We start from the raw sequence: 14,986 nt of genomic DNA, 5'->3' as shown, positions 1-14,986 counted from the left end.
CCCGCATCCGTGTCTTCGGGACAGGGCATGAGAGGCCGGTGAGGAGAACCCCTGGCGCTCCTATGAGGCACCCCTTCCCCGGAAGGGCTGACCCTCGCCCGTAGAGAAGGGCAGCTCCGCGACGAAGTGAAGTCCGGTCGGTAACCAACCCGCGTATATCAGAGTGATCCACCGTCGCAATCCGCTTCTCGTGCCCTGCCTCGAAGGCATGGAAAACAGGAGGTCTCGATCGAACGCTACAGCCAACCGTTGACAGGTCAATCCATATCAGGAGGCCGGCCCTCCGGCCGATTTCCCGTCCGGGCCATCTCCCGCGCCGGATCGGCCAGAGGCTGGCCTCCTACAGGCCTCCCACGGCACCCGGCCACGTAGGAGGCCGGCCCTCCGGCCGATTTCCCGTCCGGGCCATCTCCGGCGCCTGATCGGCCAGGGGGCTGGCCTCCTACGGGTCGAACCCGACCTCCGGGATCAGGAGCCGCCGAGGATCAGCCGTTCCCCGTCACCGTGCAGCCGGTATTGCGGGATCTCCAGGTTGCGCGCCCCGGGCTGGTCGCGGAACACCCGCCCCGCGGCGTCGTAACGCCCGCCGCGACAGCGGTCCTCGAAGCCGCCCGGCCAGCCGTCGGCCTGTTCCGGATGCACCAGGTCCAGCTCGCAGCCCAGGTCCGCGCTTTCGCCATAGACCACCAGCCAGTCCGGCGTGAAACTGCGCTCGGGCAACGCCAGCCCCTCCGGCTGACGCCCGCGCCGCGCCTGCGGATCCCGCAGGGCCTCCGCCTCGACCGCCTCCAGCGATTCCAGCAGCGCCGCATCGCGATGCACCACCAGCACGTGCCGCCCGTTCCAGCGCAGCCGCTTCACCTCGCCGACTGCAATCTCCGCCAGATCCAGGCTCCGCGGCTCCGGCCCCGAACCGCCCGGCAGCGACACGAACTGCGCGGAGAACGCCAGCGCCAGCGCGACGACGCCACCCAGCGCCATCAGCTTCAGCAGCACCCGCAGGCGCAGGCGGCGCAGTGCGGTCTCCGGATCCGGCGAAGAACGGGGCACGATGACGTTACCTCCACAACAAAAGATTGCGAGAACCCACTGCAAACGGTGCCCCGGCCCTTCACGGGGAGGGGTCAGCGGCATACACTACCGCCATGCCTACCTCCAATCGAGAATCCATCCGCAACGACCGGCGCTACGTCGGTCTCTACAATGACCTCTACGGCGGCATGACGCCGATCGGCAACATCATCCGCGATGCCTGGGTGTTCGGCATCCTGCCGGAAGAGCAGACCTGCGACGGCTGGGAGATCGGCCAGATCCAGGCCCTGCAGAGCCAGGTCAACGCCAAGTGGGACGAATACGGCCTGCGTCCGTCCGCCCTGCCGGACGACCTGCGTGAGCGCCACGAACGCATCCACAACGAGGCGATCGCGCGCGCCCGCGAGCACGGCTGGGTCCCCGGCCGCGACATCGACAGCGACATGGACGACAACGGCTGAGCCGCGCGCGCCCGTCATGATCCGCACCCTGATCGTCATCGGCGCCGCGCTGGCGGCGATCGCCGTGGTCCTGGGGGCCTTCGGCGCCCACGCCCTGGAACAGCGCCTGTCGGAACGCGCCCTCAACACCTGGCACACCGGCGTGCAGTACCACTTCATCCACGCCCTCGGCCTGCTGCTGATCGCCGCGCTGTGGAGCCAGCTGGCCACCGGCTGGGCCACCGCCGCGGCCGTGGCCTTTGTCACCGGCATCCTGCTGTTCGCCGGCAGCCTGTACGGCCTGGCCCTGGGCGCCCCGCGCATGCTGGGAGCGGTCGCCCCCATCGGCGGCACCCTGTTCATCCTCGGCTGGATCGGCGTCGCCATCGCCGCGTGGCGCGCGGGTGGATAGGCAACCGCTGCGCGGCGTCCCTATAATCCGCGCCATAGCCGTTACAGCCCATTCCGAGCCGGAGATCCCATGAGCCAGCCTTCCTTTGCCGTGTTCGCCGAACAGACCCTGGACGACTTCTACGCCCGCCTGAGCGACCACCCCGACCTCGGGGACCTGGATATCGACCTGATCGACGGCGTGCTGACGCTGGAGTTCGAGGACGGCGCGCAGATGATCCTCAACCGCCAGGAAGCGGCCGAGCAGATCTGGCTGTCCTCACCGGAAGGCCCGGCGCATTTCGGCTACGACGAGGCCTCCGGCCAGTGGCAGAACGACCGCACCGGCGAGACCCTGGAAACCACCCTCGCCCGGGTGCTGGGCGGCAAGCTGGGCACGTCGATCGAACTCTGACCCGCCCGCCGCGCCGGAACCGGCGTCCTCAGGAACCGTCCCGATCCCCGCCCCGAGGTCCTTCCCCGGTTTCCCCGGTGGCACCGCGGCGGGACGGCTCCGCGGACTCCTCGCCCGGCTCGCCCGAGTCACCCGGCTGGCCAACGTCCCCGTCGATCGCCCTCAGGTGATTCTCCACCTCCGAGAGCACCGCGTGGGCGCCGTCTTCCTCCAGCGCCAGATCCAGCGCCTTCAGCGGCTCCGCCGTCCCCGCCTCGCCGCGCAGCCCGGTGCGCGCCAGCCCCAGCGACACCAGCCGGAACTGGCGAAAGAACAGATACGCCAGCGTCGCCAGGATCAGCGCGACCCAGGGCTGCTCGTTGAAAGCCATCCAGGCCGCCACGCCATACGCCAGAAAGGTGATCACGAAGATCACCACGGCGACCTTGTGCGCCCGTGCCACGATGCGCTCGAAGACATCGCGGTGCTCGAGGATGAAGTCGGGTTCGAAGTGCATGGTCACCTCAGGCGGCCGGGGCCGTCGGCGGTTCGATCACCTCGGTGCCGCCCAGCCACGGGCGCAGGCGCTCGGGGATGCGCACGGAGCCGTCGGCCTGCTGATGATTCTCCAGCAGCGCCACCAGCGCGCGGCCCACCGCCACGCCGGAGCCGTTCAGCGTATGCACCAGCTCCGGGCGCTCGCCCGCCTTCGGCCGGTAGCGCGCCTGCATGCGCCGCGCCTGGAACGCCTCGAAGTTCGAGCAGGACGAGATCTCGCGGTAGGCCTGCTGCCCCGGCAGCCAGACCTCCAGATCGTACGTACGTGCGGCGGAAAAGCCCATGTCGCCGGCCGACAGCAGCATCACCCGGTAGGGGATCTCCAGCGCCTGCAGCACCTTCTCGGCATCACCCAGCAGGCCTTCCAGAGCCGCATCCGACTCCTCCGGCCGGACCACCTGCACCAGCTCCACTTTCTCGAACTGGTGCTGCCGGATCAGGCCACGCACATCGCGGCCATAGCTGCCCGCCTCCGAGCGGAAACAGGGCGTGTGCGCCACCATCTTCAGCGGCAGCTCCTCCGCCTCCAGGATCTGCTCGCGCACCAGGTTGGTCAGCGGCACCTCCGCCGTGGGGATCAGCCGGAACTTCTGCTCGCAGTCCACCGAGAACAGGTCATCGTCGAACTTGGGCAGCTGCCCCGTGCCCACCAGCGTCTCCGGGTTGGCCAGGTACGGGACGTAGGTCTCCTCGTAACCATGTTCGCGGGTATGCAGATCCAGCATGAACTGCGTCAGCGCGCGGTGCAGCCGCGCCATCTCCCCGCGCATCACCACAAAGCGCGCGCCCGCCACCCGGGCCGCCCCCTCGAAGTCCAGGCGCGCCCCCGGCTCGCCCAGCTGGATATGATCGCGGCAGTCGAAATCGAAGCGGGTCGGCTCGCCCCAGCGGCGCACCTCTTCGTTCGCGGACTCGTCCAGGCCCTCGGGCACGCCCGCCTGCGGGAGGTTGGGCACATGCAGCAGCAGATCGTGCAGCTCGGCCTGAATGCCCTCCAGCTCGTCCTCGCAGCCCTTCAGCTCGTCGCCCATGCGCGAGACCTCCGCCTTCAGCGGTTCGATGTCCTCGCCACGCGCCTTCGCCTGCCCGATCGCCTTCGACCGCGAATTGCGCTCGGCCTGCAGCTCCTGCGTGCGCACCTGCAGCTCCTTGCGGCGCGCCTCCAGGCGCTCGAACCGCTCACGGTCCAGGGTAAAACCGCGCCGCGCCAGCGCGGCCTCGGTGGCGTCCAGATCCTGACGCAGACTGCGGATATCCAGCATGGGTTAAGCCGTCGACCAGTAGTAGTGGAAACCGCGCAGTTTAAGCCAAACACCCCGCCCCGTGCAGGCCGACACCGCGCAACCCCCCTCCCCAGTGGAGGCCGGCCCCCCTGGCCGATCGGCCCGAACCTGGCACCGGATCGGGTTGTAGGAGCGGCCTCGGCCGCGACCCGCACAGCCCCATCGGCCAGAGGGCTGGCCTCCTACACCGACCGCCACCCTGCAGGAGCGGCCTCGGCCGCGAACCGCACCGGGCCCGACTACCCGGGGCTTCCCGGGCGAACCACTCCAGCACATCCGCCAGATGCCAGAGCGCCGACCGGCCCTCGTGCAAAGGCAACGGGAAACTGTCCCGGTGGGTCTGCACCAGCTTGCGCATGTTCTGCCGGGAAAAGCCGAACAGGTCGAGGGTACCGATGATGCCGGCCGCAACGGCACTGAAAGGCGCAATCGCAACCGCCGCCGCCAAACCCGCCACCGCAATCACCAGACCGTAGCGCTGTCCCCGACGGTCCTTTGCAATGGCGCCTTCCAGACCGCGTTCCCGCATCCGATGGGCATGCGCCTGCTCATCCACGGCCATCTGCACGATTGCGCGGCGTGTGACATCGTCGAAACGATTCAGAAGATCGGGGTGCGGCAACGGCCCGCTGTACGACTCGTGGCGCGTCGCCGCCATCACCAGCTCCGGAGATTCGGCGGCAAGAAATCCCGCAAGCCGACGCTGCTCGTCCAACGACAGGGCACCGGCCTCCAGCCGGTCCACCAGTTCCTCCAATGTGCCGCCCTGGCTATCGGGCGTATCCGCCCCGTTGTCAGGCAGGCCCTCCGGTGGCCTTTCGCTCATCTTTCTTCTCCATTCCCTGGTCGGTCTGCGCGCGATTGATCCCTTCACGCAACCGTTCACCAACGTTGCCCCAATGACCGGCAACTCGTTGCTGCAACGAACCGGAAGGCATAAAGTCCGAGTAGTCATGCGCCGGCCACACTTCCATCACCGAACCGGCCGCAAGCCACACCCTACGGGCATCTCGCTTTTTCATTTCCACCTGCACCGCCTCCGTGTTTAGCCCCGCCGATACCTGCGTCTATCTTGGCTCACCACAACAGCACGCACAAATTCATGGCCCGGGAGGTCGCCCGGCTTCCGCGAGCCCGTCTGCGACGACACACAGAGCGGCCTCGGAAAACCTCGGGTAACAACGCGAGCGTGTACAGCGATCAGTGTTTCCTTAAGGGGATGCCCCCTTCCGGGGCTTCAGTGCACCCAGTCTTCGTAGCGGAGGCCTTCGATACGGCAGAACTCGCGAGTATTGTTGGTGACCAGTATGCAATCGGTCGCCATGGCGTGAGCCGCAATGGCGGCGTCATTGCCACCGATGGGCATACCCGCCGCAGCCAATCGGCTGCGAACCTCAATGGCCCTGTCGATCGCAGCGGCATCCCACGGCAGGATCCCGTCCAGGCGCTGAACGAATGCCGTAATGATTTCTCCCAGACGAGGCGAAGCCTTCTTACCGATCTGGCCATACCGCATCTCGGCATAGGTCACCGCGGAGATCACGATCCGGTGGCCCTGCTCCACCTCACTTTCAAGCCGTTTCAACACCTCCAGGGGCCGTTCACGGATGATGAACGAACAGATGCAGGTGTCGAGCATGTACTCCCTCACAGCGTGAAGCGCCCCTCGTCCTCGACAACCTCCGGCCGCTCCCGAAGGAAATCGGCATCGGCCTTGCCGACCTCGGCGAAAGAGAGCCAGTCGGGACGCGCCGGGCGCAGCGTGATCGAATCACCGTGCTTGATGATCTCCAGCTCCGTGACCCCCTGGAACTCAAGGTCCCGAGGCAGCCGCACGGCCTGATTCCTGCCATTTCGGAAGATGGATACGGTTCGCATACAAAGCCCCTCACGAAAAACGATCCTCGTGAAACGGTAGGCCAAAAGCTGACATATGTCCACATATGCCAGCTTCACAAAACCACGGGTTCCCTGCAGGAAGCCAGCCCCACGGCTGCCCCCAATACGTCAAAGCCGCGCTTCAACGCGGCCCACCTGCTGAGTCGCCTCCCGAGGCTCAAGCCGACCCTCACCACAGGCCGGACAAACTCGCTGCTTGCTTGCGGTGGTTTGGCTCATGTCAGATTCCCTCCGCCCGTCATTCGCGGGCGAGCCCGCTCCCACAGAACCCCGGCACCCCGTAAGAGCGGGCTTGCCCGCGACTGCGGCGGCGGGTTGGCCCACCCCGCCGTTCGCGGCCAAGGCCGCTCCTACAGGCGGAGGTCCGCCGCTTCGGGGGGCAAAGCCGACTTCACGTCGAACACCACGGCATTCTCGCGCCCCAGGCGGCGCACGCCCTCGCCGGCCAGCGCCACGAACTCGCGGTGGGGCACGGCCAGCACCATCGCATCGTACGTGCCGGCCTCCGGTTCGCCCTGCAGCAGTTCCAGGGCTTATTCCTCGCGCGCCTCCGTGGTGTCCACCCACGGATCCCACACGTCCACCTGCGCGTTGTAGCCCTGCAGATCCGCGATGATGTCCACCACCCGGGTGTTGCGCAGATCGGGGCAGTTCTCCTTGAAGGTCAGGCCCATCACCAGGATGCGCGAGCCCACCACCGGGAAGCCCTTGCGGATCATCGCCTTCACCAGGCGGTCGGCAATATGCCCGCCCATGCCGTCGTTCACGCGCCGCCCGGCCAGGATCATCTCGGGATGGTGGCCCACCGCCTGGGCCTTGTGCGTCAGGTAGTACGGGTCCACGCCGATGCAGTGCCCGCCCACCAGCCCGGGCCGGAACGGCAGGAAATTCCACTTGGTGCCCGCCGCCGCCAGCACCGCGTCGGTATCCAGCCCCAGCCGGTCGAACAGCAGTGACAGCTCGTTCACCAGCGCAATGTTCACGTCCCGCTGGGTGTTCTCGATCACCTTGGCCGCCTCGGCCACGCGGATGCTCGGCGCGGGGTGCGTGCCCGCGCGGACGATGCGCGCGTACAGCTCGTCCACAAACCGCGCCACCTCCGGCGTGGAGCCCGAAGTCACCTTCACGATGTCGGGAATTCGATGCGCCTTGTCCCCCGGGTTCACCCGCTCCGGGCTGTAGCCCAGGAAGAACCCCTCGTTCAGCAGCAGGCCGGATTCGGCCGCCAGCACCGGCGCGCAGTCTTCCTCCGTCGCTCCGGGATACACCGTGGACTCGAAGATCACTACGTCGCCATCATTCAGCGCCCGCCCCACCGTACGGCTGGCCGCCAGCAGCGGGCCCAGATCCGGCCGCCGGTGCGCATCGATCGGCGTGGGCACCGTCACGATGAATACATTGCAGCCCGCCAGCGCCGCGGGATCCGCCGTCATCTCCAGCTGCGTAGCCGCCGCGAGGTCCTCCGGCTCCACCTCCCGCGTGCGATCAATCCCCCGGTTCAGTTCCTGCACGCGCTGCGCATCGATATCGAACCCCAGCACAGGCAGCACCCGCCCGAACTCCGCCGCCAGCGGCAGGCCCACGTAGCCAAGGCCAATTACGGCAATGCGCGCATCCTCAAGATCCTTCATATCGCCCCCAGTCCATCCCTTGCCCCGCAGCGAGCGTGCTTCCAGGCGAACCACACGGGGCCCGCACCTGACTGCTGCGCTCACCTGCACGCACACTGCCACAGCCTACCCCAACACCCCATCGGCCGGAGGGCCGGCCTCCTGCAGCGTGGGGTGACGTTCATCGACGGCGTCGAACAGATTGAACCGACCAACGACGAGGCATCCTCCATCACCGACCGGAGCGCCGCCTGAACCAGCAACTGCTCATACACCAGACTTGACCATAACTCACGCACGCGGCGTCGGATAACCGCTACATCCGAAACCCCCTTCTCCACCACCAACGCTCAAAGCGGGCGCGATTGACCAACACGGAGAGTGCGCATAAACTATGCGCATCACGTCATGACATGAAGTGACCGGGAGTCGCCATGCACCTCACGCCGTACAAGGCCGACGCCCCGCGCAAGGCCACCAACCTCACCGTCAACTCCGATCTCCTGGCGCAAGCGCGGGAACTGGGCATCAACCTCTCGGCCCTTTTCGAGCAAGCGCTGGCTCAGGGCGTGCGAGAAGCACGCCGCGATGCCTGGATCGCCGAGAACCGCCAGGCCCTGGTCGAATACAACCAGCGTGTTGCCGAGCGTGGCAGCTTCGGTGACCGCGCTCGCCGCTTCTGATGGCCCAGTTCTCGGTCCACCGCAATCCATCCGCCGATACCGCATCCTGGGCACCGTACCTGCTGGTACTCCAGAACGACCTGCTCTCGGAGCTGAGTACCGTGGTCGTCGCCCCGTTGATACACGCGGAGGCATTTGGCCGCCCCGCCCACATCCTCAACCCCGCCTTCACCATCGAAGGTCACCCGGTGGTATTGTCCACCGCCGAACTTGCCGGGGTCTCCCGGACCACGTTAGGCGAAGAAGTCCTCTCCCTCGACGGCGAACGAAACACCATCATGGCCGCCTGCGACTTCCTGTTTACGGGCATCTGAGCGAGGCCCCACGCAAGACCTTCGCGGGCAAGCCCGCTCCCACAGAACCCCCTCCCCCCGCAGGAGCCTGCTCACAGGCGAACGAGCCCGAATGCCCCGCCCCACGCCCCCAGCGCTACCCACCCTGACCTACAATCCCCTTCAATGGCACAAAACACGTGAGGCATTCCATGGAACGGAACATCGTCTTCTGCTGCGACGGCACCGCCAACCAGAAGGGCGAGGTCAACACCAACGTGGTGCACCTGCTGCGGCGCATCCCCACCACCGCCCGTCAGGTCTCGGCCTACGAGCCCGGCGTGGGCACCTTCTCCCCGTTCGGCATGCGGCGCGAGAACGTCATCGGCACCACCCTGGGCAAGCTGTTCGGCCACGGGCTCACCGCCAACATCGAGAACGGCTACCGCTTTCTGATGCAGCAGGTGCGGGAAGGGGATCGGGTGTACCTGTTCGGCTTCTCGCGCGGTGCGTATGCGGTGCGCGCACTGTCCGGCATGCTGCGCAAATGCGGGCTGCTGCAGCCCGGGCGGGAAGATCTCATCGCCGAGGCCTCGCGCCTGTACACCGGGCGCCACAACGAAGACGAAGCCGCGCGCTTTCGCAAGCAGCACAGCCGCCCCTGCCCGGTGCACTTCATCGGCGCCTGGGACACCGTCGGGTCACTCGGGTATCTCTACCGCAACCGCCGCTTCTTCGACACCCGCCTCAGCCCCGAAGTCACCCACGCCCGCCATGCCCTGGCCATCGACGAACGCCGCCCCAAGTTCGAGGCCCTGTTGTGGGATGACACCCGCGTGGAATCCGGGCAAACCCTCAAACAGCTCTGGTTCCCCGGCGCCCACGCCGATGTCGGCGGCGGCTACGAACAGCGCCAGCTCGCCGAAATCGCCCTGCAATGGATGCTCGAAGAAGCCGCCGAAGCCGGCCTGATCGTCAAAGAACCCCACGAACCCGCCATCGCCCCCGACCCCGCCGGCCCCATCCACGAACCCTGGAACACCTGGGCCGGCCGCACCCTGCGCCTGCTGCACCTCGGCGACCGCCCGCGCGACGTACCGCCCGACGCCCTTCACCCCTCCGCCAAAGCCCGCCACCAGGCCCTCGGCTACCGCCCCGAGCTTTTCACCCAGCACACCCCACCGTAGGAGGCCAGCCCCCTGGCCGATCGGCCCGAACCTGGCACCGGAACGGATCGGGCAGAGGGCTGCCCTCCTACAGCGACGGCTACCCCCTGCTGGAGCGGCCTCGGCCACGACCCGCACAGCGGCGCCCTAAGGCTCAGCCCCGAATACGATCCCCGGAGCCCTTGCCCGTCGCCGTCAGGACGATAAAACGGAAATAGTCGCGCAGCGTGAGCGATTCGAGCATCTGAGCATCCACGGCAGCCAGCCGGGCCGGGTCCGACATGTCGATCCCGTTGACCTGCGCCAGCCCGGTAATCCCCGGCCGCGCCGCGAACACGCCGCGCCGATCACGCTCCTCCATCAGCTCGGTCTGGTTGGGCAAACCCGGCCGCGGCCCCACCAGGCTCATATCGCCCTTGAGCACGTTCCACAACTGCGGCAGCTCATCCAGCTTGGTCCGGCGCAGGAAATGCCCGAACCGCGTCACCGCCGACGCCTCGGCCAGATGCGTCGCCACCGAGGCCGTATCCGGCCGCATGGTGCGAAACTTCACCAGCGTGAATGGCCGCCGGTGGCGCCCCACCCGCGCCTGCCGGAACAGCGGCGAGCCCGTATCCCGCCACCCCAGCAGCAGAAGCACCAGCATCACCGGGAGCGTCACCACCAGCCCCACCGCCGACAACACCACATCCAGAAATCGAATCACACCACCCTCTCTTAACGCCGCAATGGCGCCACCGCCCGCCGCAGGCCCTCGTCCACACTCACCGGCGGCTCCCAGTCAAGCGTCTCGCGCGTGTGCGAAATATCCACCTGCAACGAATCCAGCAGCCGCCGCGCCATCTCGCCGCGCCCCAGCGCACGCGCCGCGGCACGCAAGAGCACCGGCGGCACCGGCAAAAGCCGCGCGCGCCGATCCATCGCCGCCGCCACCCGGCGCAACAGATCGGTGGTGGAAAGATCCTCCCCATCCCCCGCCAGCACCACCGAGTCACCGGCGGAAGCGGCGCCCACCACCAGAAGTTCCCAGTGCACCGGCGACTACCCCCGCACCGAACGCACGCCCGCCTGGCGCCGCATCCCCACAGAAACCCGCGGCGTGCACGAATCCGCAGCGGTCACAAGCCCACCTTCGACCGGATCACAACCCATCACAGAGTTCCTCAAGGCTCTGCGGAACCGCCCCCTGGCCCCGGATCTCCGCGGCCTCCGCCTCGGTGATCCGGGGCGCAATCGCAACGTACTCGACATTCCAGCCCTGGTAAGCCTTATGGGCGCTCAAAAACCGCCCCGCCGCAGCCACCAGAGTCGGAATGGACCTGGCCAGCTTCTCGCCCTGCCGTTTGCAGGAGCCGAACCGAATAGCGCTCTGATCCTCCGACACCGCCACCAAATCAATCTCCACGTCCGAGCGATCCCAGTACCCCCGAATCCGTTCGGACAACGCAAAGTCGCCCAGCCCCAGGCGACTGCGCTCCTCATAAAGCTGCGCCACCAGATCCTCCAGGGCATAGCCTTCAACCTCGCGCAAACGCTCATCGGCCTGCGACACGAGCATGTCCATCGGCCGAAAGGCCGAGGCCGAAACCGGCTTCTGCAGCGCAAACAGCCACGCGCGCAGGAAATTGTCACGAATGTAATAGCGCCCGCTGCGAGCCTTCGGTCGCGCAAAGATCGGCAGTCGTCGCTCGATCATCCGGTACCGCTCGCTGAGGATCTTCAGATGCCCGCCCACCTGTCGTGCCTCTCCCGGGCCGGAGACCTCCGCCAGATGGGCCTCGATCGCCGCGTTGTTGCAGCCGGGATGCGATGCCAGAAACTGCAGCACCATGTCGTAGCGCCCGCGCAGTTCACGCAGGAACCAGTTGTCCGCTTCATTGCGCAGCGGCGACGAGCTGGAGAAGAACAGCTTGCGCAGCACCGTCTCGCGATCCGCATCCAGCACACCCTGCTCGTAGGCATCGCGGTAGAACTTCGGCACCCCCTCGAACAAGTTCCAGAGAAACAACAGGCGTTCGGGGTCCTCGTCCGCATGTGCGCGCAGAATCTCCAGCACCGAGCCGATATCCAGATGCCCCAGCTCGAGCGTATCCGTGGCCCGGTTGAACAGCGGCGCCTGCCGGTCATCCAGAAGCGCCGTCATCTCCGCATGCAGCGACCCCAGCACAATCAATCCGCCGGGCACCTGCCCCGCCCGAGCGCTCAGCCGGTCCACCTCCGCCTGCAGGAACGAGCAGAAATCGAACAGCGGCTTGCGATGGAAGTACTGGAACTCGTCCAGCGCCACCACATACCCCGACTCCGCCAGCGTCGCGATCAAACGGGCCAGCTCGCCCAGGCTATGGACACGCTCCTCCAGCCCGAACGTCTCCAGGTAGCCGTTGCAAGCCGCCACCACCCCCGCCGGGTCCGAATCCGGAATCTGGATGTACAGCGTCTTCGAAACACCCGCCGCCTGCAGCGCCTGCTGAATCAAGGTCGTCTTGCCAATCCGGCGCCGCCCCGAAATCTGCAGAAAGAACCAGCGCCGTCTGGACAGGATCTCCTGCAACTGGCCCAGCTCCGTCTGCCGGCCGTAAAACGCCCACCCCCCGGATTCCACCACTCAGACACCTTAAGGTAAAAACTCTTACCCTAAATTACGTCAATCGATTCGCTCCATCAACACAGTCACTTACGAGCCACCCCACCGCACAGCCTGGTCCACCAGCAGAAGGCTAGCCCCCTGGCCGATTGGATGTTGGACAGGCCCCATCGGCCAGAGGGCTGGCCCCCTACACCGACTGCCACCCCCTGTAGGAGCGGGCTCGCCCGCGAAGCCCCCGCCAAACCCCGAAAAGCCACCAAACCTACCCAACCAACGGACCAACCGCCCGCCGCAGGCCCTCGTCCACACTCACCGGCGGCTCCCAGCCGAGCGTCTCGCGCGTGTGCGAAATATCCACCTGCAGCGAATCCAGCAGCCGCCGCGCCATCTCGCCGCGCCCCACCGCACGCGCCCCGGCACGCAAGAGCACCGGCGGCACCGGCAGCAGCCGCGCGCGCCGATCCATCGCCGCCGCCACCCGGCGCAGCAGATCGGTGGTGGAAAGATCCTCCCCGTCCCCGGCCAGGAACACCCGGTTCGCCGCCGCCGGATGCTCCAGGCACGTCACCAGCAGATCCACCAGGTTATCCAGCCCCACCAGCGAACGCCGGTTCCGCGTCACCGCGCCCAGCGGCAGCGGCACGCCCTTGCCCACCCAGCGCGCCATACGCGCAAAGTTGCCACCGGCACCCGGGCCATACACCAGCGGCGGCCGCACCGCCACGATCTCCATCCCCGTCTCGCGCCCCAGCGCAAACAGCGCCGCCTCCGCCTCCGCCTTGGAGACACCGTAAGGGTCCTCCGGCGCCGGCGCATCCGCCGCGGAAAACGCACTGCCCGGCGCAGTCTGCTCCCCATTCACCTTGACGGAGCTGACGAACACAAACCGCCGCACACCCGCCTGCGCCGCCTGCCGCGCCAGCGCCAGCGTGCCGTCCACATTGGCGCGTCGATACTCCGCCAGCGGATCGGCCGCGTCCTCTTCCATCACATGCACGCGGGCCGCCGCATGCACCACGGCCTCCACGCCCTGCAGCGCGCCGCTCCAGTCCGCTTCCGGGCCAAGCGACGGCGTTACCGCCAGCTCCGCACCCTCCGGCACCGAGCCACTGCGCCGACACCCCGCGACCGGCACCAAGCGGCCCTCAGCCGCCAGCCTTTGCACCACGGCGCTGCCCACAAAGCCCGTCGCTCCTGTTACCAGAACCCGCTGCGTCATCCGCCATGGCCTCCATGCAAACGCCTGTAAATCTCCAGGTGGGCATCCACCACCTTCCCGATCGCGAACTCCCGCTCCGCCAGCGCCCGCCCGGCACGCCCCATGGCCTGCCGCCTTTCCGGGTCTTCCACAAGCGCCTGCAGCGCATCGGCCAGCGCCTGCACATCACGCACCGGCACCAGCACCCCGGTCTCGCCGTCCTCGATGGCATCGCGGCAGCCCGGCACATCCGTGGTGACCACCGCCCGGCCACAGGCCGCCGCTTCGATCAGCACCTTCGGCAGCCCTTCTCGATAGGACGGAAGCACCACCACATGGCTCTCACGGAAGATCCGGGCTATGTCTTGCCGGAAACCGAGGAACTCCGCAACACCCTCTGCCCTCCACCGATCCACGTCCTCCGCGCTGACCGACGACGGATTACCCGGATCGGGGTCGCCCACGACCAGGAACCTGGCCTGGACTCCCCGCGCTACCACCAGCCGGGCGGCCTCGATGAACTCCTCGATCCCCTTCTCGCGCAGTAGACGAGCCGCCATCACCACTACGGGGGTTCCGGGCGGTTTGGCGTGGCAGGCGTACCCTTCCAGGTCCACTCCCGAGCCGCGGATGATCTCCGTCTTCTCCTCCCTGAGACCACCCTCCCGGATCAAGGCCATCCGATCATCCGGATTCTGCAGGATCACAGTCTGGTTTCCATGGCCCAGGGCTACGCGATACATGGCCTGGGCAACCCGTCTCATCAAGCCGGCACGCCCGCCGGACGTGGTGAACAGCGTCCCCAATCCGGAAATCGCGGACACCACCGCCGGCACTCGCGCCAGCTGTGCCGTCATCCCGCCGTACAACACCGGCTTGATCGTCACCAGATGCACCAGGTCCGGTCGCAGCCGCCGGAACAGCCGATACAACGCCCACAGCGAACGCACCTCGGTGAATGGATTGGCACCGCGCCGCGACATCGGTACCGGCACGGCCTTCAGGCCCTGCTCACCGAGCTCCGCCGGCGGCTCGCCCGGCGCCGCCACGTACACATCAAACCCTGCATCCCGGGCACCCACGCCCACGGCCAGCCGATGCGACACAAAGAAGCCGAAGTCGTTGACCACGAACAACAGTTTCCCCCGCACTCCCTCGCCTTCCCGTGTCATTTTCCTCTCTCTGAACATTTCCCGGGCGCATGCGCCGTCAGGCACCCGCTCGTCCGCACGCGCACCCTAAACTACAATCGCTCCGGATGGCACAACCCGGAGGGTTCCATGGAACGGAACATCGTCTTCTGCTGCCACGGCACCGCCAACCGGAGGGGCAAAATCAGCGTGGTCGACCTGTTGCGCCTCACGGTTCCAGTCGTCGCGAAGGGCCCAGCGACGAAGCGATACACCACTGGCACCAGCAACTACCCGCCTACGAACCCGACGGGGCACGTTCTCTCCGCTCGCATTCGGGCGCG

The 14,986-nt window shown here is 67.3% G+C and carries 17 protein-coding genes and 2 pseudogenes; 6 read left to right on the top strand and 13 right to left on the bottom strand.

Features of this window, described 5'->3' with window-relative positions; genetic code table 11:
• Positions 1–468: 468 nt before the first annotated feature.
• On the bottom strand, positions 469–1,050 hold the full coding sequence (locus F788_RS0112980; RefSeq protein ID WP_019590450.1) for a hypothetical protein: 582 nt from the start codon (positions 1,048–1,050) through the stop codon (positions 469–471).
• A gap of 95 nt (positions 1,051–1,145) precedes the next feature.
• Here F788_RS0112980 and F788_RS0112975 point away from each other — a divergent pair, with 95 nt between their 5' ends.
• The 3 genes from F788_RS0112975 to cyaY all read left to right on the top strand — a co-directional run bounded on the left by F788_RS0112975 (position 1,146) and on the right by cyaY (position 2,277).
• Positions 1,146–1,493 (top strand): hypothetical protein, encoded by a 348-nt coding sequence (locus tag F788_RS0112975; protein WP_019590449.1) that lies wholly within the window; start codon positions 1,146–1,148, stop codon positions 1,491–1,493.
• A 16-nt stretch (positions 1,494–1,509) separates the two neighbouring features.
• The gene (locus F788_RS0112970) at positions 1,510–1,884 is read left to right on the top strand and encodes a DUF423 domain-containing protein (protein WP_019590448.1); all 375 of its coding nucleotides are present in this window, start codon (positions 1,510–1,512) and stop codon (positions 1,882–1,884) included.
• Between the two features lie 69 nt (positions 1,885–1,953).
• Positions 1,954–2,277 (top strand): iron donor protein CyaY, encoded by a 324-nt coding sequence (cyaY, locus tag F788_RS0112965; RefSeq protein WP_019022818.1) that lies wholly within the window; start codon positions 1,954–1,956, stop codon positions 2,275–2,277.
• A gap of 28 nt (positions 2,278–2,305) precedes the next feature.
• Here the strand turns inward: cyaY and F788_RS0112960 are convergent, their stop codons facing one another.
• The 7 genes and pseudogenes from F788_RS0112960 to F788_RS0112930 all read right to left on the bottom strand — a co-directional run bounded on the left by F788_RS0112960 (position 2,306) and on the right by F788_RS0112930 (position 7,627).
• Positions 2,306–2,773 (bottom strand): collagen-like protein, encoded by a 468-nt coding sequence (locus tag F788_RS0112960; protein ID WP_019022819.1) that lies wholly within the window; start codon positions 2,771–2,773, stop codon positions 2,306–2,308.
• A gap of 7 nt (positions 2,774–2,780) precedes the next feature.
• On the bottom strand, positions 2,781–4,076 hold the full coding sequence (serS, locus tag F788_RS0112955) for a serine--tRNA ligase (RefSeq protein ID WP_019590447.1): 1,296 nt from the start codon (positions 4,074–4,076) through the stop codon (positions 2,781–2,783).
• A 40-nt stretch (positions 4,077–4,116) separates the two neighbouring features.
• Positions 4,117–4,923 (bottom strand): DUF2335 domain-containing protein, encoded by an 807-nt coding sequence (locus F788_RS0112950; protein WP_019590446.1) that lies wholly within the window; start codon positions 4,921–4,923, stop codon positions 4,117–4,119.
• Positions 4,892–5,125: a hypothetical protein gene (locus tag F788_RS13995; RefSeq protein ID WP_155984444.1), complete on the bottom strand. Its 234-nt coding sequence runs from the start codon at positions 5,123–5,125 to the stop codon at positions 4,892–4,894. The genes F788_RS0112950 and F788_RS13995 overlap by 32 nt, the downstream gene beginning before the upstream one ends.
• Positions 5,126–5,334: 209 nt before the next feature.
• On the bottom strand, positions 5,335–5,736 hold the full coding sequence (locus F788_RS0112945; protein WP_038033135.1) for a type II toxin-antitoxin system VapC family toxin: 402 nt from the start codon (positions 5,734–5,736) through the stop codon (positions 5,335–5,337).
• Positions 5,737–5,744: 8 nt separating this feature from the next.
• Positions 5,745–5,975: a type II toxin-antitoxin system VapB family antitoxin gene (gene vapB / locus F788_RS0112940; protein WP_026300728.1), complete on the bottom strand. Its 231-nt coding sequence runs from the start codon at positions 5,973–5,975 to the stop codon at positions 5,745–5,747.
• 371 nt (positions 5,976–6,346) lie between these two features.
• Positions 6,347–7,627: pseudogene (locus F788_RS0112930) on the bottom strand (nucleotide sugar dehydrogenase).
• Positions 7,628–8,040: 413 nt separating this feature from the next.
• Here F788_RS0112930 and F788_RS0112920 point away from each other — a divergent pair.
• The 3 genes from F788_RS0112920 to F788_RS0112910 all read left to right on the top strand — a co-directional run bounded on the left by F788_RS0112920 (position 8,041) and on the right by F788_RS0112910 (position 9,748).
• Complete coding sequence (locus F788_RS0112920) at positions 8,041–8,289, top strand: type II toxin-antitoxin system CcdA family antitoxin (RefSeq protein WP_019020963.1); 249 nt, start codon at positions 8,041–8,043, stop codon at positions 8,287–8,289.
• Positions 8,289–8,603, top strand: a complete 315-nt coding sequence (locus F788_RS0112915; RefSeq protein WP_019020964.1) for a CcdB family protein — start codon at positions 8,289–8,291, stop codon at positions 8,601–8,603. Before F788_RS0112920 ends, F788_RS0112915 begins: the two co-directional genes overlap by 1 nt.
• Before the next feature lie 170 nt (positions 8,604–8,773).
• Positions 8,774–9,748, top strand: a complete 975-nt coding sequence (locus F788_RS0112910; protein WP_019590443.1) for a DUF2235 domain-containing protein — start codon at positions 8,774–8,776, stop codon at positions 9,746–9,748.
• A 133-nt stretch (positions 9,749–9,881) separates the two neighbouring features.
• Here F788_RS0112910 and F788_RS0112905 read toward each other — a convergent pair whose 3' ends face one another.
• From F788_RS0112905 to F788_RS0112885, 5 genes and pseudogenes are all read right to left on the bottom strand, one after another.
• Positions 9,882–10,433, bottom strand: a complete 552-nt coding sequence (locus F788_RS0112905) for a sugar transferase (RefSeq protein WP_019590442.1) — start codon at positions 10,431–10,433, stop codon at positions 9,882–9,884.
• An 11-nt stretch (positions 10,434–10,444) separates the two neighbouring features.
• A pseudogene (locus tag F788_RS0112900) lies at positions 10,445–10,717 on the bottom strand (UDP-glucose 4-epimerase); the annotation flags it as partial.
• Between the two features lie 151 nt (positions 10,718–10,868).
• Positions 10,869–12,278, bottom strand: a complete 1,410-nt coding sequence (locus F788_RS0112895) for a DUF234 domain-containing protein (protein ID WP_026332794.1) — start codon at positions 12,276–12,278, stop codon at positions 10,869–10,871.
• Positions 12,279–12,576: 298 nt separating this feature from the next.
• Positions 12,577–13,533, bottom strand: coding sequence for an NAD-dependent epimerase/dehydratase family protein (locus F788_RS0112890; RefSeq protein ID WP_081622846.1), 957 nt, complete (start codon positions 13,531–13,533; stop codon positions 12,577–12,579).
• On the bottom strand, positions 13,530–14,684 hold the full coding sequence (locus tag F788_RS0112885) for a glycosyltransferase family 4 protein (protein ID WP_019590438.1): 1,155 nt from the start codon (positions 14,682–14,684) through the stop codon (positions 13,530–13,532). Before F788_RS0112885 ends, F788_RS0112890 begins: the two co-directional genes overlap by 4 nt.
• Positions 14,685–14,986 lie beyond the last annotated feature (302 nt).

The sequence above is a fragment of the Thioalkalivibrio sp. ALE10 genome (genome assembly GCF_000381385.1).
Taxonomy (GTDB): domain Bacteria; phylum Pseudomonadota; class Gammaproteobacteria; order Ectothiorhodospirales; family Ectothiorhodospiraceae; genus Thioalkalivibrio.
This window is presented reverse-complemented; position numbering and strand designations above follow the sequence as displayed.

What these genes read in the sequence shown, in the direction of transcription:
- F788_RS0112975 (WP_019590449.1), top strand. Translation starts at nt 1,146, where the DNA reads ATGCCTACCTCCAATCGAGAATCCATCCGCAACGACCGGCGCTACGTC.
- F788_RS0112970 (WP_019590448.1), top strand. Translation starts at nt 1,510, where the DNA reads ATGATCCGCACCCTGATCGTCATCGGCGCCGCGCTGGCGGCGATCGCC.
- cyaY (WP_019022818.1), top strand. Translation starts at nt 1,954, where the DNA reads ATGAGCCAGCCTTCCTTTGCCGTGTTCGCCGAACAGACCCTGGACGAC.
- F788_RS0112960 (WP_019022819.1), bottom strand. Translation starts at nt 2,773, where the DNA reads ATGCACTTCGAACCCGACTTCATCCTCGAGCACCGCGATGTCTTCGAG.
- serS (WP_019590447.1), bottom strand. Translation starts at nt 4,076, where the DNA reads ATGCTGGATATCCGCAGTCTGCGTCAGGATCTGGACGCCACCGAGGCC.
- F788_RS0112950 (WP_019590446.1), bottom strand. Translation starts at nt 4,923, where the DNA reads ATGAGCGAAAGGCCACCGGAGGGCCTGCCTGACAACGGGGCGGATACG.
- F788_RS0112945 (WP_038033135.1), bottom strand. Translation starts at nt 5,736, where the DNA reads ATGCTCGACACCTGCATCTGTTCGTTCATCATCCGTGAACGGCCCCTG.
- vapB (WP_026300728.1), bottom strand. Translation starts at nt 5,975, where the DNA reads ATGCGAACCGTATCCATCTTCCGAAATGGCAGGAATCAGGCCGTGCGG.
- F788_RS0112920 (WP_019020963.1), top strand. Translation starts at nt 8,041, where the DNA reads ATGCACCTCACGCCGTACAAGGCCGACGCCCCGCGCAAGGCCACCAAC.
- F788_RS0112915 (WP_019020964.1), top strand. Translation starts at nt 8,289, where the DNA reads ATGGCCCAGTTCTCGGTCCACCGCAATCCATCCGCCGATACCGCATCC.
- F788_RS0112910 (WP_019590443.1), top strand. Translation starts at nt 8,774, where the DNA reads ATGGAACGGAACATCGTCTTCTGCTGCGACGGCACCGCCAACCAGAAG.
- F788_RS0112890 (WP_081622846.1), bottom strand. Translation starts at nt 13,533, where the DNA reads ATGACGCAGCGGGTTCTGGTAACAGGAGCGACGGGCTTTGTGGGCAGC.
- F788_RS0112885 (WP_019590438.1), bottom strand. Translation starts at nt 14,684, where the DNA reads ATGACACGGGAAGGCGAGGGAGTGCGGGGGAAACTGTTGTTCGTGGTC.